Source organism: Micromonospora parva, from assembly GCF_000718515.1.
GTDB classification, from domain to species: Bacteria; Actinomycetota; Actinomycetes; order Mycobacteriales; family Micromonosporaceae; genus Micromonospora; species Micromonospora parva.
In genome coordinates this window covers 54,470-72,705 of sequence record NZ_JNZS01000002.1, presented here as the reverse complement: position 1 = coordinate 72,705, position 18,236 = coordinate 54,470, and the positions used below count along the sequence as shown (strand labels likewise).

Annotated in this window: 17 protein-coding genes and 1 riboswitch; of the genes, 8 read left to right on the top strand and 9 right to left on the bottom strand. The window is 72.9% G+C overall.

Features of this window, described 5'->3' with window-relative positions; all coding sequences use genetic code 11:
• Positions 1-205: 205 nt before the first annotated feature.
• Positions 206-736: a GNAT family N-acetyltransferase gene (locus IF22_RS0102015; protein ID WP_030327805.1), complete on the bottom strand. Its 531-nt coding sequence runs from the start codon at positions 734-736 to the stop codon at positions 206-208.
• A gap of 241 nt (positions 737-977) precedes the next feature.
• Here IF22_RS0102015 and IF22_RS0102010 point away from each other — a divergent pair, with 241 nt between their 5' ends.
• From IF22_RS0102010 to groL, 3 genes are all read left to right on the top strand, one after another.
• Entirely contained in the window at positions 978-1,181 is a 204-nt protein-coding gene (locus IF22_RS0102010; protein ID WP_030327804.1) for a cold-shock protein, read from the top strand.
• A 95-nt stretch (positions 1,182-1,276) separates the two neighbouring features.
• Positions 1,277-2,419 carry a hypothetical protein gene (locus IF22_RS0102005; protein WP_030327803.1) on the top strand — a complete coding sequence of 381 codons (1,143 nt, stop codon included), beginning with the start codon at positions 1,277-1,279 and terminating at the stop codon, positions 2,417-2,419.
• Between the two features lie 272 nt (positions 2,420-2,691).
• On the top strand, positions 2,692-4,314 hold the full coding sequence (groL, locus tag IF22_RS0102000) for a chaperonin GroEL (protein ID WP_030327802.1): 1,623 nt from the start codon (positions 2,692-2,694) through the stop codon (positions 4,312-4,314).
• Positions 4,315-4,372: 58 nt separating this feature from the next.
• Here groL and IF22_RS0101995 read toward each other — a convergent pair whose 3' ends face one another.
• From IF22_RS0101995 to IF22_RS0101985, 3 genes are all read right to left on the bottom strand, one after another.
• Positions 4,373-4,621 carry a hypothetical protein gene (locus IF22_RS0101995; RefSeq protein ID WP_030327801.1) on the bottom strand — a complete coding sequence of 83 codons (249 nt, stop codon included), beginning with the start codon at positions 4,619-4,621 and terminating at the stop codon, positions 4,373-4,375.
• 78 nt (positions 4,622-4,699) lie between these two features.
• Positions 4,700-5,635, bottom strand: a complete 936-nt coding sequence (locus IF22_RS0101990; RefSeq protein ID WP_030327800.1) for a GNAT family N-acetyltransferase — start codon at positions 5,633-5,635, stop codon at positions 4,700-4,702.
• Positions 5,636-5,678: 43 nt separating this feature from the next.
• Complete coding sequence (locus IF22_RS0101985) at positions 5,679-8,189, bottom strand: S8 family serine peptidase (RefSeq protein ID WP_030327799.1); 2,511 nt, start codon at positions 8,187-8,189, stop codon at positions 5,679-5,681.
• Between the two features lie 217 nt (positions 8,190-8,406).
• Between IF22_RS0101985 and IF22_RS0101980 the strand changes: the two genes are divergently transcribed.
• Entirely contained in the window at positions 8,407-10,221 is a 1,815-nt protein-coding gene (locus tag IF22_RS0101980) for a glycerol-3-phosphate dehydrogenase/oxidase (protein ID WP_030327798.1), read from the top strand.
• Between the two features lie 88 nt (positions 10,222-10,309).
• Positions 10,310-10,843 carry a hypothetical protein gene (locus IF22_RS0101975; protein ID WP_030327797.1) on the top strand — a complete coding sequence of 178 codons (534 nt, stop codon included), beginning with the start codon at positions 10,310-10,312 and terminating at the stop codon, positions 10,841-10,843.
• Positions 10,844-10,853: 10 nt separating this feature from the next.
• Here IF22_RS0101975 and IF22_RS0101970 read toward each other — a convergent pair whose 3' ends face one another.
• The gene (locus tag IF22_RS0101970) at positions 10,854-12,254 is read right to left on the bottom strand and encodes an FAD-binding oxidoreductase (protein ID WP_030327796.1); all 1,401 of its coding nucleotides are present in this window, start codon (positions 12,252-12,254) and stop codon (positions 10,854-10,856) included.
• Positions 12,255-12,322: 68 nt separating this feature from the next.
• Here IF22_RS0101970 and IF22_RS0101965 point away from each other — a divergent pair, with 68 nt between their 5' ends.
• Entirely contained in the window at positions 12,323-12,607 is a 285-nt protein-coding gene (locus tag IF22_RS0101965) for a DUF4031 domain-containing protein (RefSeq protein ID WP_030327795.1), read from the top strand.
• Here the strand turns inward: IF22_RS0101965 and IF22_RS0101960 are convergent.
• A complete protein-coding gene (locus tag IF22_RS0101960) occupies positions 12,579-13,235 on the bottom strand; it encodes an HD domain-containing protein (RefSeq protein WP_245233485.1) in 657 nt (218 codons plus the stop codon). The two genes, IF22_RS0101965 and IF22_RS0101960, sit on opposite strands and share 29 nt — an antisense overlap.
• An 82-nt stretch (positions 13,236-13,317) precedes the next feature.
• On the opposite strand from IF22_RS0101960, the gene IF22_RS0101955 reads away from it, so the two are divergent.
• On the top strand, positions 13,318-14,577 hold the full coding sequence (locus IF22_RS0101955) for an FUSC family protein (protein WP_051708135.1): 1,260 nt from the start codon (positions 13,318-13,320) through the stop codon (positions 14,575-14,577).
• Between the two features lie 24 nt (positions 14,578-14,601).
• Here the strand turns inward: IF22_RS0101955 and IF22_RS0101950 are convergent, their stop codons facing one another.
• Entirely contained in the window at positions 14,602-15,861 is a 1,260-nt protein-coding gene (locus IF22_RS0101950; protein WP_030327792.1) for an aminotransferase class V-fold PLP-dependent enzyme, read from the bottom strand.
• Between the two features lie 46 nt (positions 15,862-15,907).
• A riboswitch (SAM riboswitch) is annotated at positions 15,908-16,028 on the bottom strand.
• A gap of 23 nt (positions 16,029-16,051) precedes the next feature.
• Between IF22_RS0101950 and IF22_RS0101945 the strand changes: the two genes are divergently transcribed.
• Complete coding sequence (locus IF22_RS0101945) at positions 16,052-17,539, top strand: PrsW family intramembrane metalloprotease (protein WP_030327791.1); 1,488 nt, start codon at positions 16,052-16,054, stop codon at positions 17,537-17,539.
• A 25-nt stretch (positions 17,540-17,564) separates the two neighbouring features.
• On the opposite strand, the gene IF22_RS35285 is transcribed toward IF22_RS0101945, so the two are convergent.
• Entirely contained in the window at positions 17,565-17,732 is a 168-nt protein-coding gene (locus tag IF22_RS35285) for a hypothetical protein (RefSeq protein ID WP_167337262.1), read from the bottom strand.
• 93 nt (positions 17,733-17,825) lie between these two features.
• Entirely contained in the window at positions 17,826-18,164 is a 339-nt protein-coding gene (locus tag IF22_RS0101935; protein WP_030327790.1) for a GroES family chaperonin, read from the bottom strand.
• Positions 18,165-18,236 lie beyond the last annotated feature (72 nt).

Genomic DNA, 18,236 nt, shown 5'->3' with positions numbered 1-18,236 from the left:
CTGCCCCGGAAACCCTGACGTGGGCACGGTTGTCGCTGACGTGTCCGGCCGGGGCCTCTTTCTATCCATGATCGTGCTCGATCCAGGATCTGGTGGCCTTCCGGCGAATGGTTACCACTACATCGCAGATCGAGCACGATCATGGTGCTCCGGCATGCTGCGCGACCGGGGCGGCGGGGGAGCGGGGTGTGGTGGCTGTGCGGGTCTAGGCGGGGCGGCGCATGTGCAGTTCGGTGAGGGCTGGGATGGTGGGGTGCGGGACGCGTACCCCGGTGTCCTGGAAGCCCAGGCGCTGGTAGGCCCGGTAGGCGCGGTCGTTGCCGACCACCACCTCCAGCAGCAGCTCCGGTCGGCCACAGGCACGCGACCAGGCGGCCACCCCGTCGATCAGCTCGCCGAGCAGCCCGCTGCCGCGCCAGGTCGGCGTGACGTAGACGGCGTAGATCACGGTTACGCCGGGTTCGTTCGGGGCGGTGGTGCCGCCGGCGTGCCCGACCAGCCGGCCACCGGGGTCGGCGATGAACTGCGCGTTGCTGGAACCGGCTGAGGTGTACGCGACCCGGGCGGCGTACTCGTTGTGTGGCCGGGCCGCCGCGTCCGCCAGGGTCTCCAGGAAGGCCAACGGCGCGTCGGCCAGCATCTCCAGGCGCAGCGCCCGCATCCGGGCGGCGTCCTCCGGCCGGACCCGGCGGATCTCCGCGAGCCGCACCGCCGGCGAGCCCATGTCGGTGGTCATGTCCGCATGCCTACCACAGGGGATGGCCGCCTTCTCGTGAGCTGTGCCCGCTCGCCGTCACCTCGGCGCGGCCCCGGAGTGTGTCCGATTTGTGGCCGTGCGCGGCCGTCACTCCTCGTGTAGCGTGCGATTTCGGTCACCTCACTCAATGGCGGTCATCGATCGCTGAGTCGGTGGTCGGGGCGCCCGGCTGCGCCGTGCGCCGGGTCAGGCAAGGCCGCGCGAGTAAGGGAAGTGCACCGTGGCACAGGGCACCGTGAAGTGGTTCAACGCCGAAAAGGGCTACGGCTTCATTGCCGTCGACGGCGGTCAGGACGTGTTCGTCCACTTCTCCGCTATCGAGATGGACGGTTACAAGGCGCTGGACGACGGTCAGCGGGTCGAGTTCGAGATCGCCCAGGGCCAGAAGGGTCCGCAGGCCGAGCACGTACGCGTCACCGGCTGAGCTTTCGGACTGATCGGCCCCGGTGAGTCGGGGCTGCGGCAGGGGCACCCAGCCGGGAAGATCGTGACCGTTCCAGCCGATGCCGAGGAGCGTTCATGACCGACCAGCCGCCCCCGCCCACGTCGTCCGCCGGGTCCGGGGAGCCGGACCCGTCCTCGCCCGCCGGCAGCCCCGGCCACTCCGGTCCGCCGCCCGGCTGGGGCCCGGGCCTGCCCCCGGCCGGCCCGCCGCCCGGCTGGGATCCCGTAACCGGGTCCTGGGGCGCCGGTGCGCCTCAGCAGGGTTGGACGTTCCCGCCCACCGGGGGCTACCCGCCCGGGTCGGGCCCCTACGGCGGGCAGCCGTGGTATCCGGGGCCGCCGGCCGGCTGGTACCCGCCGGGTTACGGGTTCGACCCGAACGACGCACTGGTCACGCCGCCCGGCGCCGGCCTCGGCGGTTGGTTCGACAGATGTGGCGCAGCGTTGCGCCGGGGCTGGCGGCAGTTGGTGCCGATCGTGCTGCTCACCCAGGTGCTGCCGGCGGCGGTGCTCTCGGTGATCTCGCTCGGGCTGGACCCGTCGGCGCAGTGGGCCGCCCAGGCCGAGTCGAGTCCGAACCCGGCGCTTCCTGACAACTTCGCCGCCGAGCTGCTGAACCTTCTGGTCCTGCTGGTCGGCGGCAGCCTGCTGGTCGGGTTGGTGCAGGCCGTCGGATGGGCCGCCGGCACCTGGGTGATCACCAAGCAGGCGGCCGGTCAGCCGGTCAGCCTGGAGTCGGCACTGCGCTACGGCCTGCGCCGGGCCCTCGGGCTGTGGGGTTGGACCCTGCTGATCGGGCTGCTGATCGGCGTGGGCCTCTGCTTCTGTCTGCTGCCGGGCATCTACCTGGCCCTCGCGCTGAGCATGGCCGGCCCGGTCTATCTCTTCGAGCGGCACAACCCGATCGGTCGATCGTTCCGGATGTTCCATGATCGGCTGGGCCTGCTGCTCGGTCGGGTCGCCCTGGTGGCCGCGGCGGTGATCGTCGGCACGGTGATCCCCGGTGTGCTGGAAGGGGTGGGCACCTCCCCGCTCGGCACGGATCCGTTCGCCTCGGCGGGCACCGCGGTCGGCGCGGTGGTCGTGATCGGGATCACCGCCGTGCTGGCCCTGCCCGCTCACCTGGCCCAACTCATCGGTCTGCTGGTGACGTACGCCGAGCAGCGGGCCCATGAGGCGCCGGTGAACACCGCCGTACTGGCTGCGGAACTCGGCTGAGCGGCGGCATCGTGCTTGCACTCGGCATGGGAGAGTGCTAAACAAGTCATTGGCACTCGCATACCGTGAGTGCCAATGGTCGGGACGGTGGGGCCAGGTTGCACCGGCGTGGAGACGCCGGGGTGACACATGGCCGGTCGTCGCGGGCTATCCGGCCCGGCCGAAGGACGTCGTCGTCGCCAGGTGGCGACGTCCCAAGGTGCGTACACCAGGCGGCCCATCCGGGGCACACATCTCGGGTGGCCCGTGAGTGTCCAGGAGGACAACGCCGTATGGCCAAGATGATCGCGTTCGACGAAGAGGCGCGCCGCGGCCTCGAGCGGGGCATGAACCAGCTCGCCGACGCCGTAAAGGTGACCCTCGGCCCCAAGGGCCGCAACGTCGTGCTCGAGAAGAAGTGGGGTGCCCCCACCATCACCAACGATGGTGTGAGCATCGCCAAGGAGATCGAGCTCGAGGACCCGTACGAGAAGATCGGCGCTGAGCTGGTCAAGGAGGTCGCCAAGAAGACCGACGACGTTGCCGGTGACGGCACGACGACGGCGACCGTCCTGGCCCAGGCCCTGGTTCGCGAGGGCCTGCGCAACGTGGCCGCCGGCGCCAACCCGATGGCCCTGAAGCGGGGCATCGAGGCTGCTGTCGCGAGCGTCTCGGAGGAGCTGTCCAAGCTCGCCAAGGACGTCGAGACCAAGGAGCAGATCGCCTCCACCGCCTCCATCTCCGCTGGCGACAGCACCGTCGGCGAGATCATCGCCGAGGCGATGGACAAGGTCGGCAAGGAAGGCGTCATCACCGTCGAGGAGAGCAACACCTTCGGGCTGGAGCTGGAGCTCACCGAGGGTATGCGCTTCGACAAGGGCTACATCTCGGCCTACTTCATGACCGACCCGGAGCGTATGGAGGCCGTCTTCGACGACCCGTACATCCTGATCGCCAACAGCAAGATCTCGTCGGTGAAGGACCTGCTCCCGATCCTGGAGAAGGTCATGCAGTCGGGCAAGCCGCTGCTGATCATCGCCGAGGACCTGGAGGGCGAGGCCCTCGCCACCCTGGTGGTCAACAAGGTCCGTGGCACCTTCAAGTCGGTCGCCGTCAAGGCGCCGGGCTTCGGTGACCGCCGCAAGGCCATGCTGACCGACATCGCCATCCTCGCCGGTGGCCAGGTCATCAGCGAGGAGGTCGGCCTCAAGCTCGACGCCGCCAGCCTCGACATGCTGGGCCGCGCCCGCAAGGTCGTGGTGACCAAGGACGAGACCACCATCGTCGACGGTGCCGGTGACGCCGAGCAGATCCAGGGCCGGGTCAACCAGATCCGGGCCGAGATCGACAAGAGCGACTCCGACTACGACCGGGAGAAGCTGCAGGAGCGGCTGGCCAAGCTGGCCGGCGGCGTTGCGGTCATCAAGGTCGGCGCGGCCACCGAGGTCGAGCTCAAGGAGCGCAAGCACCGCATCGAGGACGCCGTTCGCAACGCGAAGGCCGCCGTCGAGGAGGGCATCGTCCCGGGTGGTGGCGTCGCGCTGGTGCAGGCCGGCAAGACCGCCTTCGACAAGCTCGACCTGGTCGGCGACGAGGCGACCGGTGCGAACATCGTCAAGGTCGCGCTGGACGCCCCGCTGCGGCAGATCGCCGTCAACGCCGGCCTTGAGGGCGGCGTCGTGGTGGAGAAGGTCCGTAACCTCGAAGCGGGTCACGGCCTCAACGCCGCCAACGGCGAGTACGTCGACCTGCTGGCCGCGGGCATCATCGACCCGGCCAAGGTGACGCGCTCGGCGCTGCAGAACGCCGCTTCCATCGCGGCGCTCTTCCTCACCACCGAGGCTGTTGTCGCGGACAAGCCGGAGAAGACCCCGGCTGCCCCGGCTGGCCCGGGTGGCGGGGAAATGGACTTCTGAGTCCAGTTCCGACACACCGAACGGGGCGGGCCGCTGACGCGGTCCGCCCCGTTCGTCGTCAGGTCGGTAGGGGGCGCTGGTTGCGCCGTTTCTGTGCCCTGCTGTACGGCGGAAGCAGTTGGATCGGCGCGTCCACCATCTCCTGAGGTTCCTCGGCCATCGACGGCTCACCGTCGGTGGTCATCTCGGCCAGTTGCTCGGCGTCGCCGTAGTCGAGCCGGTCGAACGGCAGTTGACCGGGGAGTTCACCCACCGGCTTCCAGGTGATCGGCGGGCCGTCCTCGGTCTGGTTGTCATCCGTGGTCATGGCTGCCTCCTCTACCGAAACGGTAGGGGGCGTCGATGGCCGACGCGGGCGAAAGGATCTACGTCCTGTTTGCCCCGGTTAGGTGGTTGGTAGGGCTCGCCGGTACAGGAAGAAGACCCGCTCGATCCGTGCGCCCGCGCTGCCCGAATAGAACGGCACGGGCCCCACCCAGCCAATCTGTGCCCGGTCCAGCCCCGCCGCCCGCAGGTCGCGCAGGCAACGCCGCAACAGCACCCCACCGATGCCCGACCCCTCGGCGGCCGGCGCGGTGCCCATCGGCCCGAACCAACTCGGCCGCGACGACCCGTACGCCGCGAAGCCGAGCAGCTCGCCGTCCCGCTCCGCCAGGTGGCAACCGGCGTCCGCGCGCCCCACCGACCCGGCCAACTCACCGTCCCAGGTACCGCCGAAGGTGGATCTGGCGAACGCCGTCAACGCCGGCAGGTCCGCCGGCTCCGCCCGCCGTACGGTGACGCCCTGGTCGGCCAGCCGCCGCTGGGCAGCCTCGGTGGACCGCAGTGCCGGCGACCCGTCGTACGACAGGTCCGCTGTCATGTTCCAGGCGGTCCGGTCCTGCTGGTAGCCGAGCGCGAGGGCGGCGCAGACCGCCGGCGTGTAGCGGACGTCGATGCCCGGCCACGCGTAGTACGGCGGATTCCCGGCCAGCAGCACCTCGGTCACCCCCCGCTCGGCGAGCACCCGCTCGGCCCGCTGGAGCAGGGCCCGGCCGACACCCCGACGCCGCTGATCACTGTGAACCGCGACCAGGTCCACGTGCCCGATCCCCGGCTCGGCCGACGACACCGAGCAGATCAGCACCCCCACCAGGTCCGCGCCCCGGTACGCGCCGAGCCCGACCACCGGCCGGTCGGCGGAGGCCCGCGGCCAGAGCACGTCCACGATGGAAGCCGCCTCGGCGGCGTCCTCGGGCAGGTCGAGCGCCTGCTGGCAGAGCCGTACCACGGTGGGGGCCAGGTCGGCGGTCAGCTCGGTGACGGTGATCTCGGCGTCCATGGTCGCCGACCCTAGATCACCGGCTGTCGGGTCGCACCCCCTACTACCGCCGGGCGGCGCGCACGGCGGCGTACGCGTCGACCTGGCCGGCGCCGGTCACGTTCGACGGCCCACCGCAGGCGTCGGAGGGGCTGTCGGAGCGGTAGGTGGGCGTCGCCGCCGTGGCGGTGTCCCGGAGGATCTGCCGGGTCCGGTCCACGTCGCCGACCAGCGCCGGGTTCGCCGACCACATCAACGCCACCACCCCGGCCACCTGCGGGGTGGCCATCGACGTGCCGTCCAGTGCGGCGTATGTGCCGCCCGGCATGGCCGACACCACGCCCACCCCCGGTGCCAGCACGTCCGGCTTGCCCGAGCCGCCCGGCACCGGCCCGCGCGAAGAGAACTCCGCCACCCGCCGCTGGGCGTCCACCGCGCCGACGGTCAGCACGTCCGGGTACGGGGCGGGCGGGTCGTCGATCGAGGCGCACCAGGGGCCGGTGTTGCCGGCCGCGGCGACCACGAAGATCCCGGCTGCGTCCAGGGCGGCGGTGGCCGGCCGCAGGACCCGCTGGTCGCAGCCCTCAATAGGCGGGCAGCCCCACGAGTTGGTCAGCACCTGCGGGGCGCGCTCCGGACGGCCGTCGGTGAACGGGTCGCCACCTGCCGGGAACGGCGCCAACATGAACTGGAGGCAGTCCAGGTAGTGCGCGGGGTTGCCGAGGTTGCGGTCCAGGTTGACGCAGCCCACCCATTTCGCGTCCGGTGCCACGCCGATGCCGTCCCGCCCGACCGCGCTGCCCACCGTGTGGGTGCCGTGCCCGCCCTGGTCGGTCGGGCTCCGGGTGTCGTCCCACGGGTCGTACCAGGAGTCGTCTCCACCACGGAACCCGGCGCTCAGCGCGGGATGGCTGCCGTCCACCCCCGAGTCGGAGCTGCCCACCACGATGCCCGTGCCGGTGACCCCGAGCTGGGACCAGACCCGGTCGGCACCGATCTGGCGGATGTTCCACTCCGGGGCGGTGGGTCTGGGCACGTCGCCCCGGCTCTGCCCGGCCGGGGCCGGCAGCGGGCGTAGACGCTGGCTGACCAGCACCCGCGCGACCTCCGGCCGGCCGGCCAGCCAGGCCCGCACCGCCGGGCCGCCGTCCACCTCCACCGCGTTGACCAGGTAGTACGACACCGGGTCGAGGCGCAGCCGGTTCACCTCCCGCAGCAGGTCGCCCTGGCTGCGTTCGGCGGTCGTCACGAGCCGCCGGTAGACCTCCGCCGCGCGGGCGTCCCGCCCGGCCTGACCCGGCGCGCCGGCCGGAAGATCGCTCAGGTCGGCCTGGGCGCGCAGCACCACGAACAGCCGCTCGCCGTACAGGCCCGGCTGGCCGGGGCCGAGGTCGACCACCCCGAACGCCACCAGCAGCACCACCGCCGCCACCGCGGCGACCCGCCGGTTCGGGGTGCGTGCCGTCGGCCGGGCGAGCAGCACCGCGTACCCGATGGCGACCACCACCGCGACGGCGAGCCCGACGCCGGCCGCGGCCGCCACCCAGAACGGGATGTCCCGGGTGCCGACCAGCAAAAGGGTGATCTCTTCCGGGTCGGTGAAGGCCAGCGGGCCGAGCGCGGCCAGGCCCACGAGCCAGCCGGTCGCCGCCCGACCCGCCCGCCTGGCCTCGGCCGGATTGGCGCCGGACCGCCAGGTCGCCGCCCAGAGCGCGGCCAGCGCGAACCCCACCGGCGGCACTGTCAGCAGCCCGGGGAGCTGTCCGCCGGACTGGCCGGCCCCGGCCGCGAGCAGCAGCAACGCCACCCCGGCGACCAGGCCGCCGACCAGCACCAGTCGAGCCGGCCGGGGCGGTCGACCAACCGCGAACACGGACCAGAAGGGGGCATCCAGCAGGGTCGCGGCGAGCACTCCCAGCGCGGCGGCCGCCAGCAGCGCGAGCGCGGTCTCCAGGAGGCCACCGAGCGCACCCAACCACGCCCACGGCAGCAGCAGCGCCAACCCGGCGGCGACCGCGAGCAGCGGCACCGGGCCGGGCCGGCGCGGGCGTCGCTGGGGTGCGACCGGCTCCGCGTTCCCGGCCGTCTCGGGCCGGGTAGCGTCGCCGTTCCCGGTGGGTGCCGGGCCGCCGACCGGGCCAACCAGCCCGGGGTACGCCCACCGGCGCGCCGCCCAGCGGACGGCGAGTGCACCGAGCAACGCGACGCCGGTCAGCGCGGCGAGGTACGCCTCGTGGTGCACCGGTGGCACGACCCGCAGCAGCGTGAGTACGCCGAGAGCGAGTGCGCCGAGCAGCCAGACCCGCCCGGTGGCCCGGACCGCCGCCGACCGGGGTGCAACGGCAAGCAGCAGGGCGGGCGTGCCGAGCAGCGCCACTGTGGCCAGGCCGAGCACCGGCCAGAGCCAGCCGAACCGGTCCCGTCCGAAGCCCAGCAGCACCTGGTCGGTGAGCCAGCCACCGGTCTGGGTGCCCACGGTGACCGCTACCGTCCAGCAGCCGACCAGCACTGCCGCGACCACCGGCCATGGGGACGTTCGAGAGCTGACTGCGGGGTACCCGGGTTGACCGTGCATCCGAGAACCTTACGACCACGGTGAACGGTTCCGGACCGAGTGCCGCCTCGAAGAATCGTCGAGATCTTGGACGGTTTCCGTTAGCGGCTAACGGAAACTGTCCAAGATCTCCGACGGGCGAGGGTCGCGAAATGGGCATTTGGGGCCGTGCGGCGCGGGCGGCGAAATGTCGACACGTCGGCCCGGCGGTTACGGTGGACGGGTGCGCGACCCCAATATCTCCCGATCCGTCGCCGGTCAGCTCTCACCGGTCCGCCGTGCGTCCGACCTGCGTCGACTACGTGCCGAGCGCTTCGATGTGCTGGTCATCGGCGGTGGGGTGACCGGTGCCGGTGCCGCGCTGGACGCGGCGTCCCGGGGCCTGAAGGTGGCGCTGGTCGAGGCGCGTGACCTTGCGGCGGGCACCTCCAGCCGGTCCAGCAAACTCATCCACGGTGGCCTGCGTTACCTGGAGCAGTTGGAGTTCCACCTGGTCCACGAGGCGCTCACCGAGCGCGGCCTGCTGGCCACCCGGCTCGCGCCGCACCTGGTCCGCCCGGTGCCGATCATGGTGCCGCTGCCGGCGGGGCGGGGCCTGCGGGACCTGCCGGCCCGGGTCTTCCGCCGTTCGTACTACGGCGCGGGCGTGGCCGCGTACGACGCCTTCGCGGGGGTCTTCGGCGGTGGCCGGGGTATGCCGCTGCACCGTCACCTGACCCGGGAGGGTGCCCGGCGGATCTTCCCGAGTCTGCGGGCCGACGCGCTGGCCGGGGCCATCCGCTACTACGACGGGCAGGTCGACGACGCCCGGCTGGTGGTCACCCTGGCCCGCACCGCGGCCAGCCTGGGCGCCACCGTGGTGAGCAGTGCCCGCGCCGTCGGGCTGATCCGGCAGGCGCGCGAGGTGACCGGCGTCCGGGTCCGGGACCTGGAGGCCCCGCCCGGTTCACCGGACGCGGAGTTCGAGGTGCAGGCTCGCACCGTCATCGCCGCCACCGGTGTGTGGAGCGACGACATGTCCCGGATGCTCAACGACGTGGGCCTGCGGCCCGGGGTCCGGGTGCGCGCCTCCAAGGGGGTGCACCTGGTGGTGCCCCGCTCGGCGATCACCGGCGAGACGGGGCTCATTCTGCGGACGGCGAGTTCGGTGCTCTTCGTCATCCCGTGGGGCGGGCACTGGATCATCGGCACCACGGACACCGACTGGCGGCTGGACCGCTCCCACCCGGCCGCCTCGGCCCGGGACATCGACTACCTCCTCCAGCAGGTCAACACGGTGCTGGACCGGCCGCTGACCACCGCCGACATCGAGGGGGTGTACGCCGGGCTGCGGCCGCTGCTGGCCGGCGAGGCCGACTCGACCTCGAAGCTCTCCCGTGAGCACGCGGTCTTCGAGCCGATGCTCGGGCTGTTGCTGGTCGCGGGCGGCAAGTACACGACGTACCGGGTGATGGCGTCGGACGTGGTCGACCGGGCCGCTCGCCGCCTCGGTGGGGCCCGCGCGTCGCGCACCGCCGACCTGCCGCTGCTCGGCGCCGACGGCTACCCGGCGATGTGGCGGGACCGGGCCGACCTGGCCCGCCGGCACGGCGTGCCGGTGGGCGTGGTGGAGCACCTGCTGGAGCGGTACGGCACCCTCACCCTGGACCTGCTGGCGCTGGTGGACGCCGATCCACTGCTGGCGTCCCCGCTGGCCGGTGCTCCGGAGTATCTGGCGGCCGAGGTCGCCTACGCGGCGCGGGCCGAGGGTGCGCTGCACCTGGAGGACGTGCTGACCCGACGGACCCGGATCTCGTTCGAGACCAGCCACCGGGGGTTGGAGTCGGCGGAGCACGCCGCCGAGTTGATGGGGGCGGTGCTCGGTTGGGATGCGGCCACCCGGGCCCGCGAGGTCGAGCACTACCGCGCCCGGGTGGAGGCGGAGCGGCAGTCCCAGTTGATGCCGGACGACGCGGCGGCGGACGCCGCCCGGTTGGGCGCTCCGGACGTCCGGGGTTACGCGGCCGACCGGGGTGGTGACGGTCAGGCGGAGCTGCGACAGTCCGCTCGATGACGAATTGCGACGTTACCAATGGGTAACTATCGATACCGACCCGGATGGTGGTTTCGAACGCTACCTACGGTGGGGTAGGTTTCCGCGCGTGCAACACCGCGCCCGCCCTCGTCTGCTCGGACCCCTGCTCGCCGTCGCACTCGCCAGCGCCCTGACCGGGTGCTCGCTCTTCGACCGGGACAAGCCGAACAGCTCGGTGGAGCAGACGACGGGCACGGCGGGTGGCGGATCGCAGCTGGAGATCCCCACCACTGTCGCCGCCGGCCAGGTCAGCCTGCTTCAACGCCTCGGTGAGGACGGGCCGATGCGCACCCTGAGCGTCGAGCGCAACGGCGCGTGGCAGTGCGTCGACTGCGCCGGCGACGGGGTGACCTCCCGGGGCACCCTCGCACCGGAGTTGACCGAGCGGCTCCAGGTGCTGCTGGCCAACCCGGCGCTGGCCGACGAGACCGATCAGGCCCGGCGGTACCGGACCACCTGCATCGACGCGCTGACGTCCAGCCTCATCACCTCGACCGGGCTGATCACCTCACAGGACTGCCCCGGTGAGGAGCTCACGCCGGTCGCCGGGGAGATCCTGCTGCTGCTGACCCAGGCCACCCCGGCCGAGGTCAAGGGCTGACCGCAGCCGGTCAGAGCACCTTGCCCGGGTTGAGCAGGCCGGCCGGGTCGAGCGCCGACTTGATCGCCTGATGTACCCGGACGCCGACCGGCCCGACCTCCTGGGCCAGCCAGTCCCGTTTGAGCAGCCCCACCCCGTGCTCGCCGGTGCAGGTGCCGCCCAGGTCCAGGCCGAGCCGCATGATCTCGTCAAAGGCTCGCCGGCCCCGCGCCACGCTCGCCGGGTCGGCCCGGTCGACCACGATGTTCGGGTGCATGTTGCCGTCCCCGGCGTGCCCCACCACGCCGATCGGCACCTCGCACTCGGCGGCGATCCGGGCGACCCCGTCCAGGAGCGCGGCGAGTGCGCCCCGCGGCACCGCCACATCGTCGATCACCAGGCCGCCGTTGCCGCCCGGGTAGGTGTCCGCCGCGAACTTCTCCATGGCCGGGTGGGCCAACCGCCGGGCCTGTAGCAGTGCCGCCGCCTCCACCGCGTCGGTGGCCGCGTAGACCTCGTCGGCACCGACGGCCTCGCACACCTCGGCCAGCACCGCCAGGTCGTCCGCCGCCCGGGTGCCGGTGTCCGCGGCGGCCAGCAGCAGGGCCTGCGCGTCGGTCCGCAACCCCATCGGCTGGTACGCCTCGATCGCCCGCAGGTGGGTCTGGTCCAGCAACTCCAGCAGGCTGGGGGTGAGCCCGCGAGCCGCGATCTCGGCCACCGCCGCGCCGGCGGTGGCGACGGACGGAAAGACCGCCACCAGGGTCAGCGAGTCGGCCGGGGCGGGCCGCAGCGCCACGGTCACCTCGGTGATCACGCCGAGGGTGCCCTCCGAACCGACGAACAGCCGGGTCAGGTCGTAGCCGGCCACTCCCTTGGCCGTCCGCCGCCCGGTGCGCAGCACCTCGCCGGAGGCGAGCACCACCTCCAGGCCGAGCACGTACTCGGTGGTCACGCCGTACTTGACGCAGCACATGCCGCCGGCGTTGGTGGCCACGTTGCCGCCGATCGTGGACGACTCCCAGGAACCGGGGTCGGGCGGGTACCAGAGGCCCTGCTTGGCCACCGCACCGGCCAGCGCCGCGTTGACCACCCCCGGTTGGACCACAGCGATCCGGCTCACCGGATCGATCTCCCGGATCTCGTTCATCGCGACGGTGCTGAGCACCACCGCGCCGTCCACCGCGTTCGCCGCGCCGGCCAGCCCGGTCCGCGCACCCTGCGGCACCACCGGTACGCCGTGTCGCGCCGCGGCCTGGACCACGGCGACCACCTGCCCGGTGTCGCGCGGGCGGGTCACCACCAACGGCAGGCCGGCGGCGCACAGGTCGGCCTCGTCGCGCTGGTGCATCAGCAGCAGGTCCGGGTCGGTGAGCACGGCGTCGTCACCGAGCGCAGCGCGCAGGTCGTCGAGGAGCGCGGTGGCAGCCATGCAGCCGAGGCTAAGCCGCCGACCGGCGATCAACAACATGATCGACTCGACGGGATAGCTTGGACATCATGCTCTACCTGGACCGGCCGGCCTGGCCGTGGCGCGGCCGGCTCTGGTCGCACCTGATCAGTGACGTCTCGTACGCCGAGCTGCACGCCTTCGCCGAGACGCTCGGCGCGCCGAGGCGCGGCTTCGACCGGGACCACTACGACATCCCGGCCGACCGGTTCGCGGCGGCGGTGTGGCTCGGTGCGCAGGTCGTGCCGAGCCGGGAACTGGTCCAGTTGCTCCGCAGCACCGGCCTGCGTCGCCCGAAGCACCTGGTCAGCCCGCGTTCTGCGGCTCCCCGCTGAGCGCGGCGAGTTCCCGGCGCACGTTGGCCCGGGCAGGCTCTTCCCACCGGGTCGCCAGCGGCGGCAGCCGGAACAGCGCGGGCAGCGCCAGCAGGCCGGTCAACACCGCGGCCCGTCCAGCCCGGAAGGCCGGCTCCGGCACGTGGGCGTACTCCCGGCGGATCGCCGCCGCGTACCGCTCGTAGCGGGCCGGCGGCGCGGCCAGCACGGCCAGGTCCGCATCGCAGAGCAGCGCGCCGTCCCGGTCGTCCGGGGTCACCGAGTGCCCGGCGGTGAGCACCACCAGCCGGTGCACCTCGGCCACCGTGGACGTCGGCACCCCGAGCCCGGTGAGCACGCTCCCGGCCAGTGCCGCGCTGTCGCGTTCGTTGGCGTCGCCAGCGGCCCGGGGGTCGTAGACCACGTCGTGGAACCAGGCCGCCAACCGGACCACGTCGACCCGATCGGCCAGGTCGGCGTGCTGGTCCACCACATCGAGCACCGCCGTCAGATGGGCCAGCGTGTGATAGTGCCGGTGCGGCTCCCGCCACCGGGCGATCACCATCTCCCCGGCCCGGGTCGTGTCCGGGTCGGGCCTCGCGCCGGCATCCCGGGCCGCCGCCCGCCACCGGTCCAGCAGATCAGCCACCGCCCGAGTCTGCCGCATCCGCCCGCGACGCGCCGGACGGGAGGATTCAGCGAGCCCACCACGGGTAGTCGCGCCCATGGCCGTGGCCCGCGACAAGCGACCTCCGGTGGTACGACGTACCGCGCTGCGTGAAGGGCTGGTGGACATCGACGGCGCGCGGATCGCCGAAGCCACCCAAGAGCTGCGTCACCGCGGCCGAGCCACCCTGCACGACCGGCTGCACCGGGTACGGATGGCCGGTGGGCTCGCCGTGCAGGCCGGGCTGGCGGCCGGGCTCGCGTACTTCGTCTCGCACCGGCTGCTCGGCAACCCGCAACCGGTCTTCGCGCCGATCTCCGCGGTCGGCACCCTGGCCGCCTCGGTCGGTCAGCGGTTCCGCCGGACGGTGGAGCTGATCGTCGGGGTGGGCGTCGGGGTGGCAGTCGGTGACCTGCTGATCTACTTCCTCGGCACTGGCGCGTGGCAGCTCGGCCTGGTGGTCACCGTGGCGATTCTGCTCACCATCTTCGCCGGGGCGAGCGTGGCGATCGTCATCCAGGCGGCGGCCACCGCGGTGCTGATCGTGACGCTGAGCCCGTCGACCCAGAACCTGGAGATCCCCCGCTTCGTCGACGCGTTCCTCGGCGGTGGGATCGCGCTGCTGGTCACGGCGGTGCTGCTGCCGCTGAACCCGCTCCGGGTGATCAACCGGGCCGCCCGACCCGCCCTGGACCTGCTCGCCTCCCAGCTCGACGCCACCGCCGACGGGCTGCGCAACCGGGACCGCGCCACCATCCAGGGCGCGCTGGAGAGGTTGCGCAACAACAAGGAGGAGTTGGCCACGCTGGGCGAGGCGATCGAGGGGGCGAAGGAGACCGCCACCCTCTCCCCGGCCCGTTGGCACCGCCGCGACGAACTGACCCACTACGCGGAGGCGGCCGACCCGATCGACCGGGCGATGCGCAACAGCGGCACGTTGATCCGCCGGTCTGTCACGCTGGTCGAGGACGAGGAACCGGTGCCCGATCCGATGCCGGACGCGATCGGCCACCTCGCCGAGTCGGTCCGGCTGCTCAAGCACGAGTTCGCCGCCGGTGAGGAGCCGGAGAAGGCCCGGGAACGGTCACTGCGGGCGGTCAGCGAGGCCGGCCGGGCGTACGGCGAGGGGGTCGGCTTCTCCGGCAGTGTGGTGGTCGCCCAGGTCCGCACCACAGCGAGCGACCTGCTGGTCGCCTCCGGAATCGAGCAGGAGGAGGCGAACCGGTGGATCCGCACCGCCTTCGGGGAGCAGGAACGCCCGGTCGGTGAGCCCGCCGAGCCCGGCGAGGCGCCGAAGCCACCCACCGCCCCGCCGATCGGCTGAGCGCGGGCCGCCGCCGGCCGGGCCTCAGCCCAGCTCGGCCAGCGCCGCGAGCAGCCGGTCCACCTGGGCGGCCGTGCTGCCCAGCCCGATGCTGGCGCGCAGCGCGGTGGGCGGTAGGTCCCGCCGGCCGGTACGTCCCGCCGCCTCACTGAGCAGCCGCCGGGCCAGCGGGTGGGCACAGAACAACCCGTCCCGTACGCCGATGTGGTGCTCGGCGGCCAGCCGGGTGGCCACCTCGGTGGAGTCCCGACCGGCGACCACGAACGAGACGATGCCGACCCGGGGCGCGTCCGGGCCGAAGGTGCGCAGCTCCACGACGTGCGGCAGGGCGGCGAGGCCGGTCCGCAGCCGGGCCAGCACTGCCTGCTCGTGGGCGGCCAGCGCGGCCCGGTCCGCGTCGTCGAGCGCCGCGCACACCGCCGCCAGCGCAACCGCGCCGAGCAGGTTCGGGGTGCCGCCCTCGTGGCGGGCCGGACCGGTCGCCCAGGTCACGTCGTGGGTGGCCGGACCGACGTGACTGGTGGCCCCGCCGCCGGCCAGGTACGGCGGCGCGGCGTCCAACCAGTCCGCCCGGCCGATCAGCACGCCCGCGCCGAACGGCGCGTACAGCTTGTGGCCGGACACGGCCAGATAGTCGACGTCCAGCGTGAGCAGGTCGACCGGGGCGTGCGGGGCGAGTTGCGCGGCGTCGAGCACGATCCGGGCACCGTGCCGGTGGGCCACCCGCGCCAGCTCGGCGACCGGCCACCGCTCACCGGTCACGTTGCTCGCACCGGTCACCGCGACCAGCACCGGCAGCGCCGGGTTGCTGCCCCGACGCAGCTCGGTCAGGGCGGCGGCGAGATCGCGTACCGCCCCGTCGGGGTCGGTGGGCACCGGCAGCCGCACCGATCCGCGCGGCCAGGGCAGCAGGTTGGCGTGGTGCTCGCCGGCGAACGTGACGACCGTCGTGCCGGCCGGCACGGCCCGCGCCAGCAGGTTGAGCGCGTCCGTGGTGTTGCGGGTGAAGATCACGTGATCGTCGGCGCGAGCGCCGAAGTGGTCCCCGATCGTCTGCCGGGCCTGCTCGTAGGCGAGGGTGCAGCGTCGCGACAGCGCTCCCGCGCCGCGGTGCACGCTGGCGTACCAGGGCAGCAGCTCGGCCACCGCGTCGGCGGCGGCCCGCGCGCACGGTGCGCTGGCCGCGTAGTCCAGGTTGATCTCGCCGGGCACACCGAGGACGTCGAGCGGCGCGGACGGCCTGGCGGGCACTGTGGGCAGCGAGGGAACGAGGGTGACGGACACGCCGGAACCTCCGGGGTCAGGGACCCCGGGTGCGACATCGGGACGGGGTCCGCGCTTGCCCAGCACACCGATCGGGCTGGGCCCGGTCATCACCCGGGGCACCCCACCGCGAACTCGACGAGGGTTGCCGGCCAGCAAACCGGGGTTTGACGCTGGCGCTCGTGACCTGCCGGCAGCATAGCGGCTACCGATGCGGCCGAACCAGCCGGCGGTGGATGGCTACGCTGACCGCATGGCCGACACCCCGCCCGGTTCACCGCTGCCGCCGTCGCCCGCCGGCCCGCCCGCGCCCGCCGCCCCGCCGGTGGCCGAGACGCCCCGGATGCCGCTGCGCCGACTGGGCTGGCGGCGGTTCCTGGTGCTGGCCGGGGTGGTGCTGTTCATCGCGGCGTGCGCGGTGTTCATGGTCTTCACGCTCGGCCAGTCGCTCGGTGCGCAGGCCCTGCTGATCGGGGTGGTGGCCGCCATCCTGCCGGTGCCGGTGCTGGTCGGCTGCTTCCTCTGGTTGGACCGGTACGAACCCGAGCCGCTGAAGTATCTGATCTTCTGCTTCGCCTGGGGTGCGTTCGTCTCCACCGCCGCCTCGCTCACTGTGAACGACTTCGCGGCCAACCGGTTCGCCGACTGGGGCCTGCCGTCCGCGCTCACCGGGGTGCTGGTGGCGCCGTTCATCGAGGAGTTGACCAAGGCGCTGGGCCCGATCCTGCTGCTGGTGTTCCGCCGCCGCGAATGGTCCGGGATCACCGACGGCCTGGTCTACTGCGGGCTCTCCGCGGTCGGCTTCGCGATGGTGGAGAACATCCTCTACCTGGGCGGGTTGGGCTACGCCTCCGGTGCCGACCGCTATGGCCCGGCGACCGGCATCCAGCAGGTCATCGCGATCTTCATCCTACGGATCCTGCTGTTCGGGTTCGCCCATCCCCTTTTCACCTCGATGACCGGTGTGGGGCTGGGGATCGCCTCCCGGACGGCCGACCGGCGCATCCGGGTGCTCGCCCCGATCGCCGGCCTGCTGCTCGCGATGATGCTGCACGGCACGTGGAACCTGCTGCCCACGCTCACCCAGGCCACCGGCGAGGCGGTGATCATGCTGTACGGCTTCCTGGGCCTGATGGTGCCGGTCTTCTTCGGCACCGTGGGGCTGGCGCTGTGGCTGCGCGCCTGGGAGGGGCGGCTCACCGAGCGGGTCCTGCCCGACTACGTACGCGCTGGCTGGCTCAGCCCGCCCGAGGTGGCCGCCCTGAGCAGCCTCGGCAGGCGACACGCCGCCCGCAGTTGGGCGCGGCGGGTGGCCGGCGACGCCGGGGTGCGGGCGATGCGGGGTTACCAGTCCGCCGCGACCCGGTTGGCCCTGCTGCGCGACGGGACGCTGCGCGGTCTGGACCGCAAGCCCGCCGACCAGGAGCGGACCGCACGTGAGGAGCGGGAGTTGCTGGACGCGATCAGCGCGTACCGGACGTTCTTCGTCGGTCGGGACCCGCAGGCCCCGGCGGGGGTCTGGGACGGCAGCCGCTACCACCTGCGCTTCCCGGACGGCACCCAGCGCCCGGTGGACGCGCCGCACGAGCCGGTGGTGCCGATCCCGGTGGTGCTGGCCCCCGCCCCGGCTCCGGTGGGGTACGCGGCACCCGGCTGGCCGGGGCGGTCGGCGCCGCCCTGGCCGCCGACGCACCCCTGAGCGCTGCCGACGGGCGGCGGGCGGCTCAGGTCATCAGCGAGGTGAGGAAGTCACCGAGGCCCTGGAACATCGCGATCAGCGCGGCCCCGATCGCCCGGAACATCTGCGCGGCACCGTCCGGCCGGAAGGCCATGAAGTAGATCAGGAACGCGACACTGCCCCAGGTCAACAGCTTCTTCACGAATACCGGCATCGTCCCTCCCCAGGGCCACGGTCGCCGGATGGCTTCCCGTCGTGCGCCCGGGCAAACGGTGCGCGACGGGGCCTGGTGGCCGGGGGAGGTGCGTCAGAGGTAGAGGCCGGTCGAGTCGTTCTCGATCCGCTCGGCGGCGACGGCGTGCACGTCCCGCTCCCGCAGCAGCACGTAACCGCGGCCGTGCAGCTCGACCTCGGAGCGGTCGTCCGGGTCGAAGAGCACCCGGTCGCCGGAGACGATGGCGCGTACGTTCGGCCCCACCCCGACGGCGGTGGCCCAGGCGAGGCGTTTGCCGACCGCCGCGGTCGCCGGAATGACGATGCCGGCGGTGGAGCGGCGTTCGCCCTCGCTGCCCTCCATGCGTACCAGCACGCGGTCGTGCAGCAGGCGGATCGGCAGGCCGGCGTCCAGATCGTTGTCGGCGGTCACGCCGCAGACGCTACCGTGTGGGCCGACGGCTACCGGCCGGTGGTTACGCCGGAGGTGGTCGGGGCATTGTGT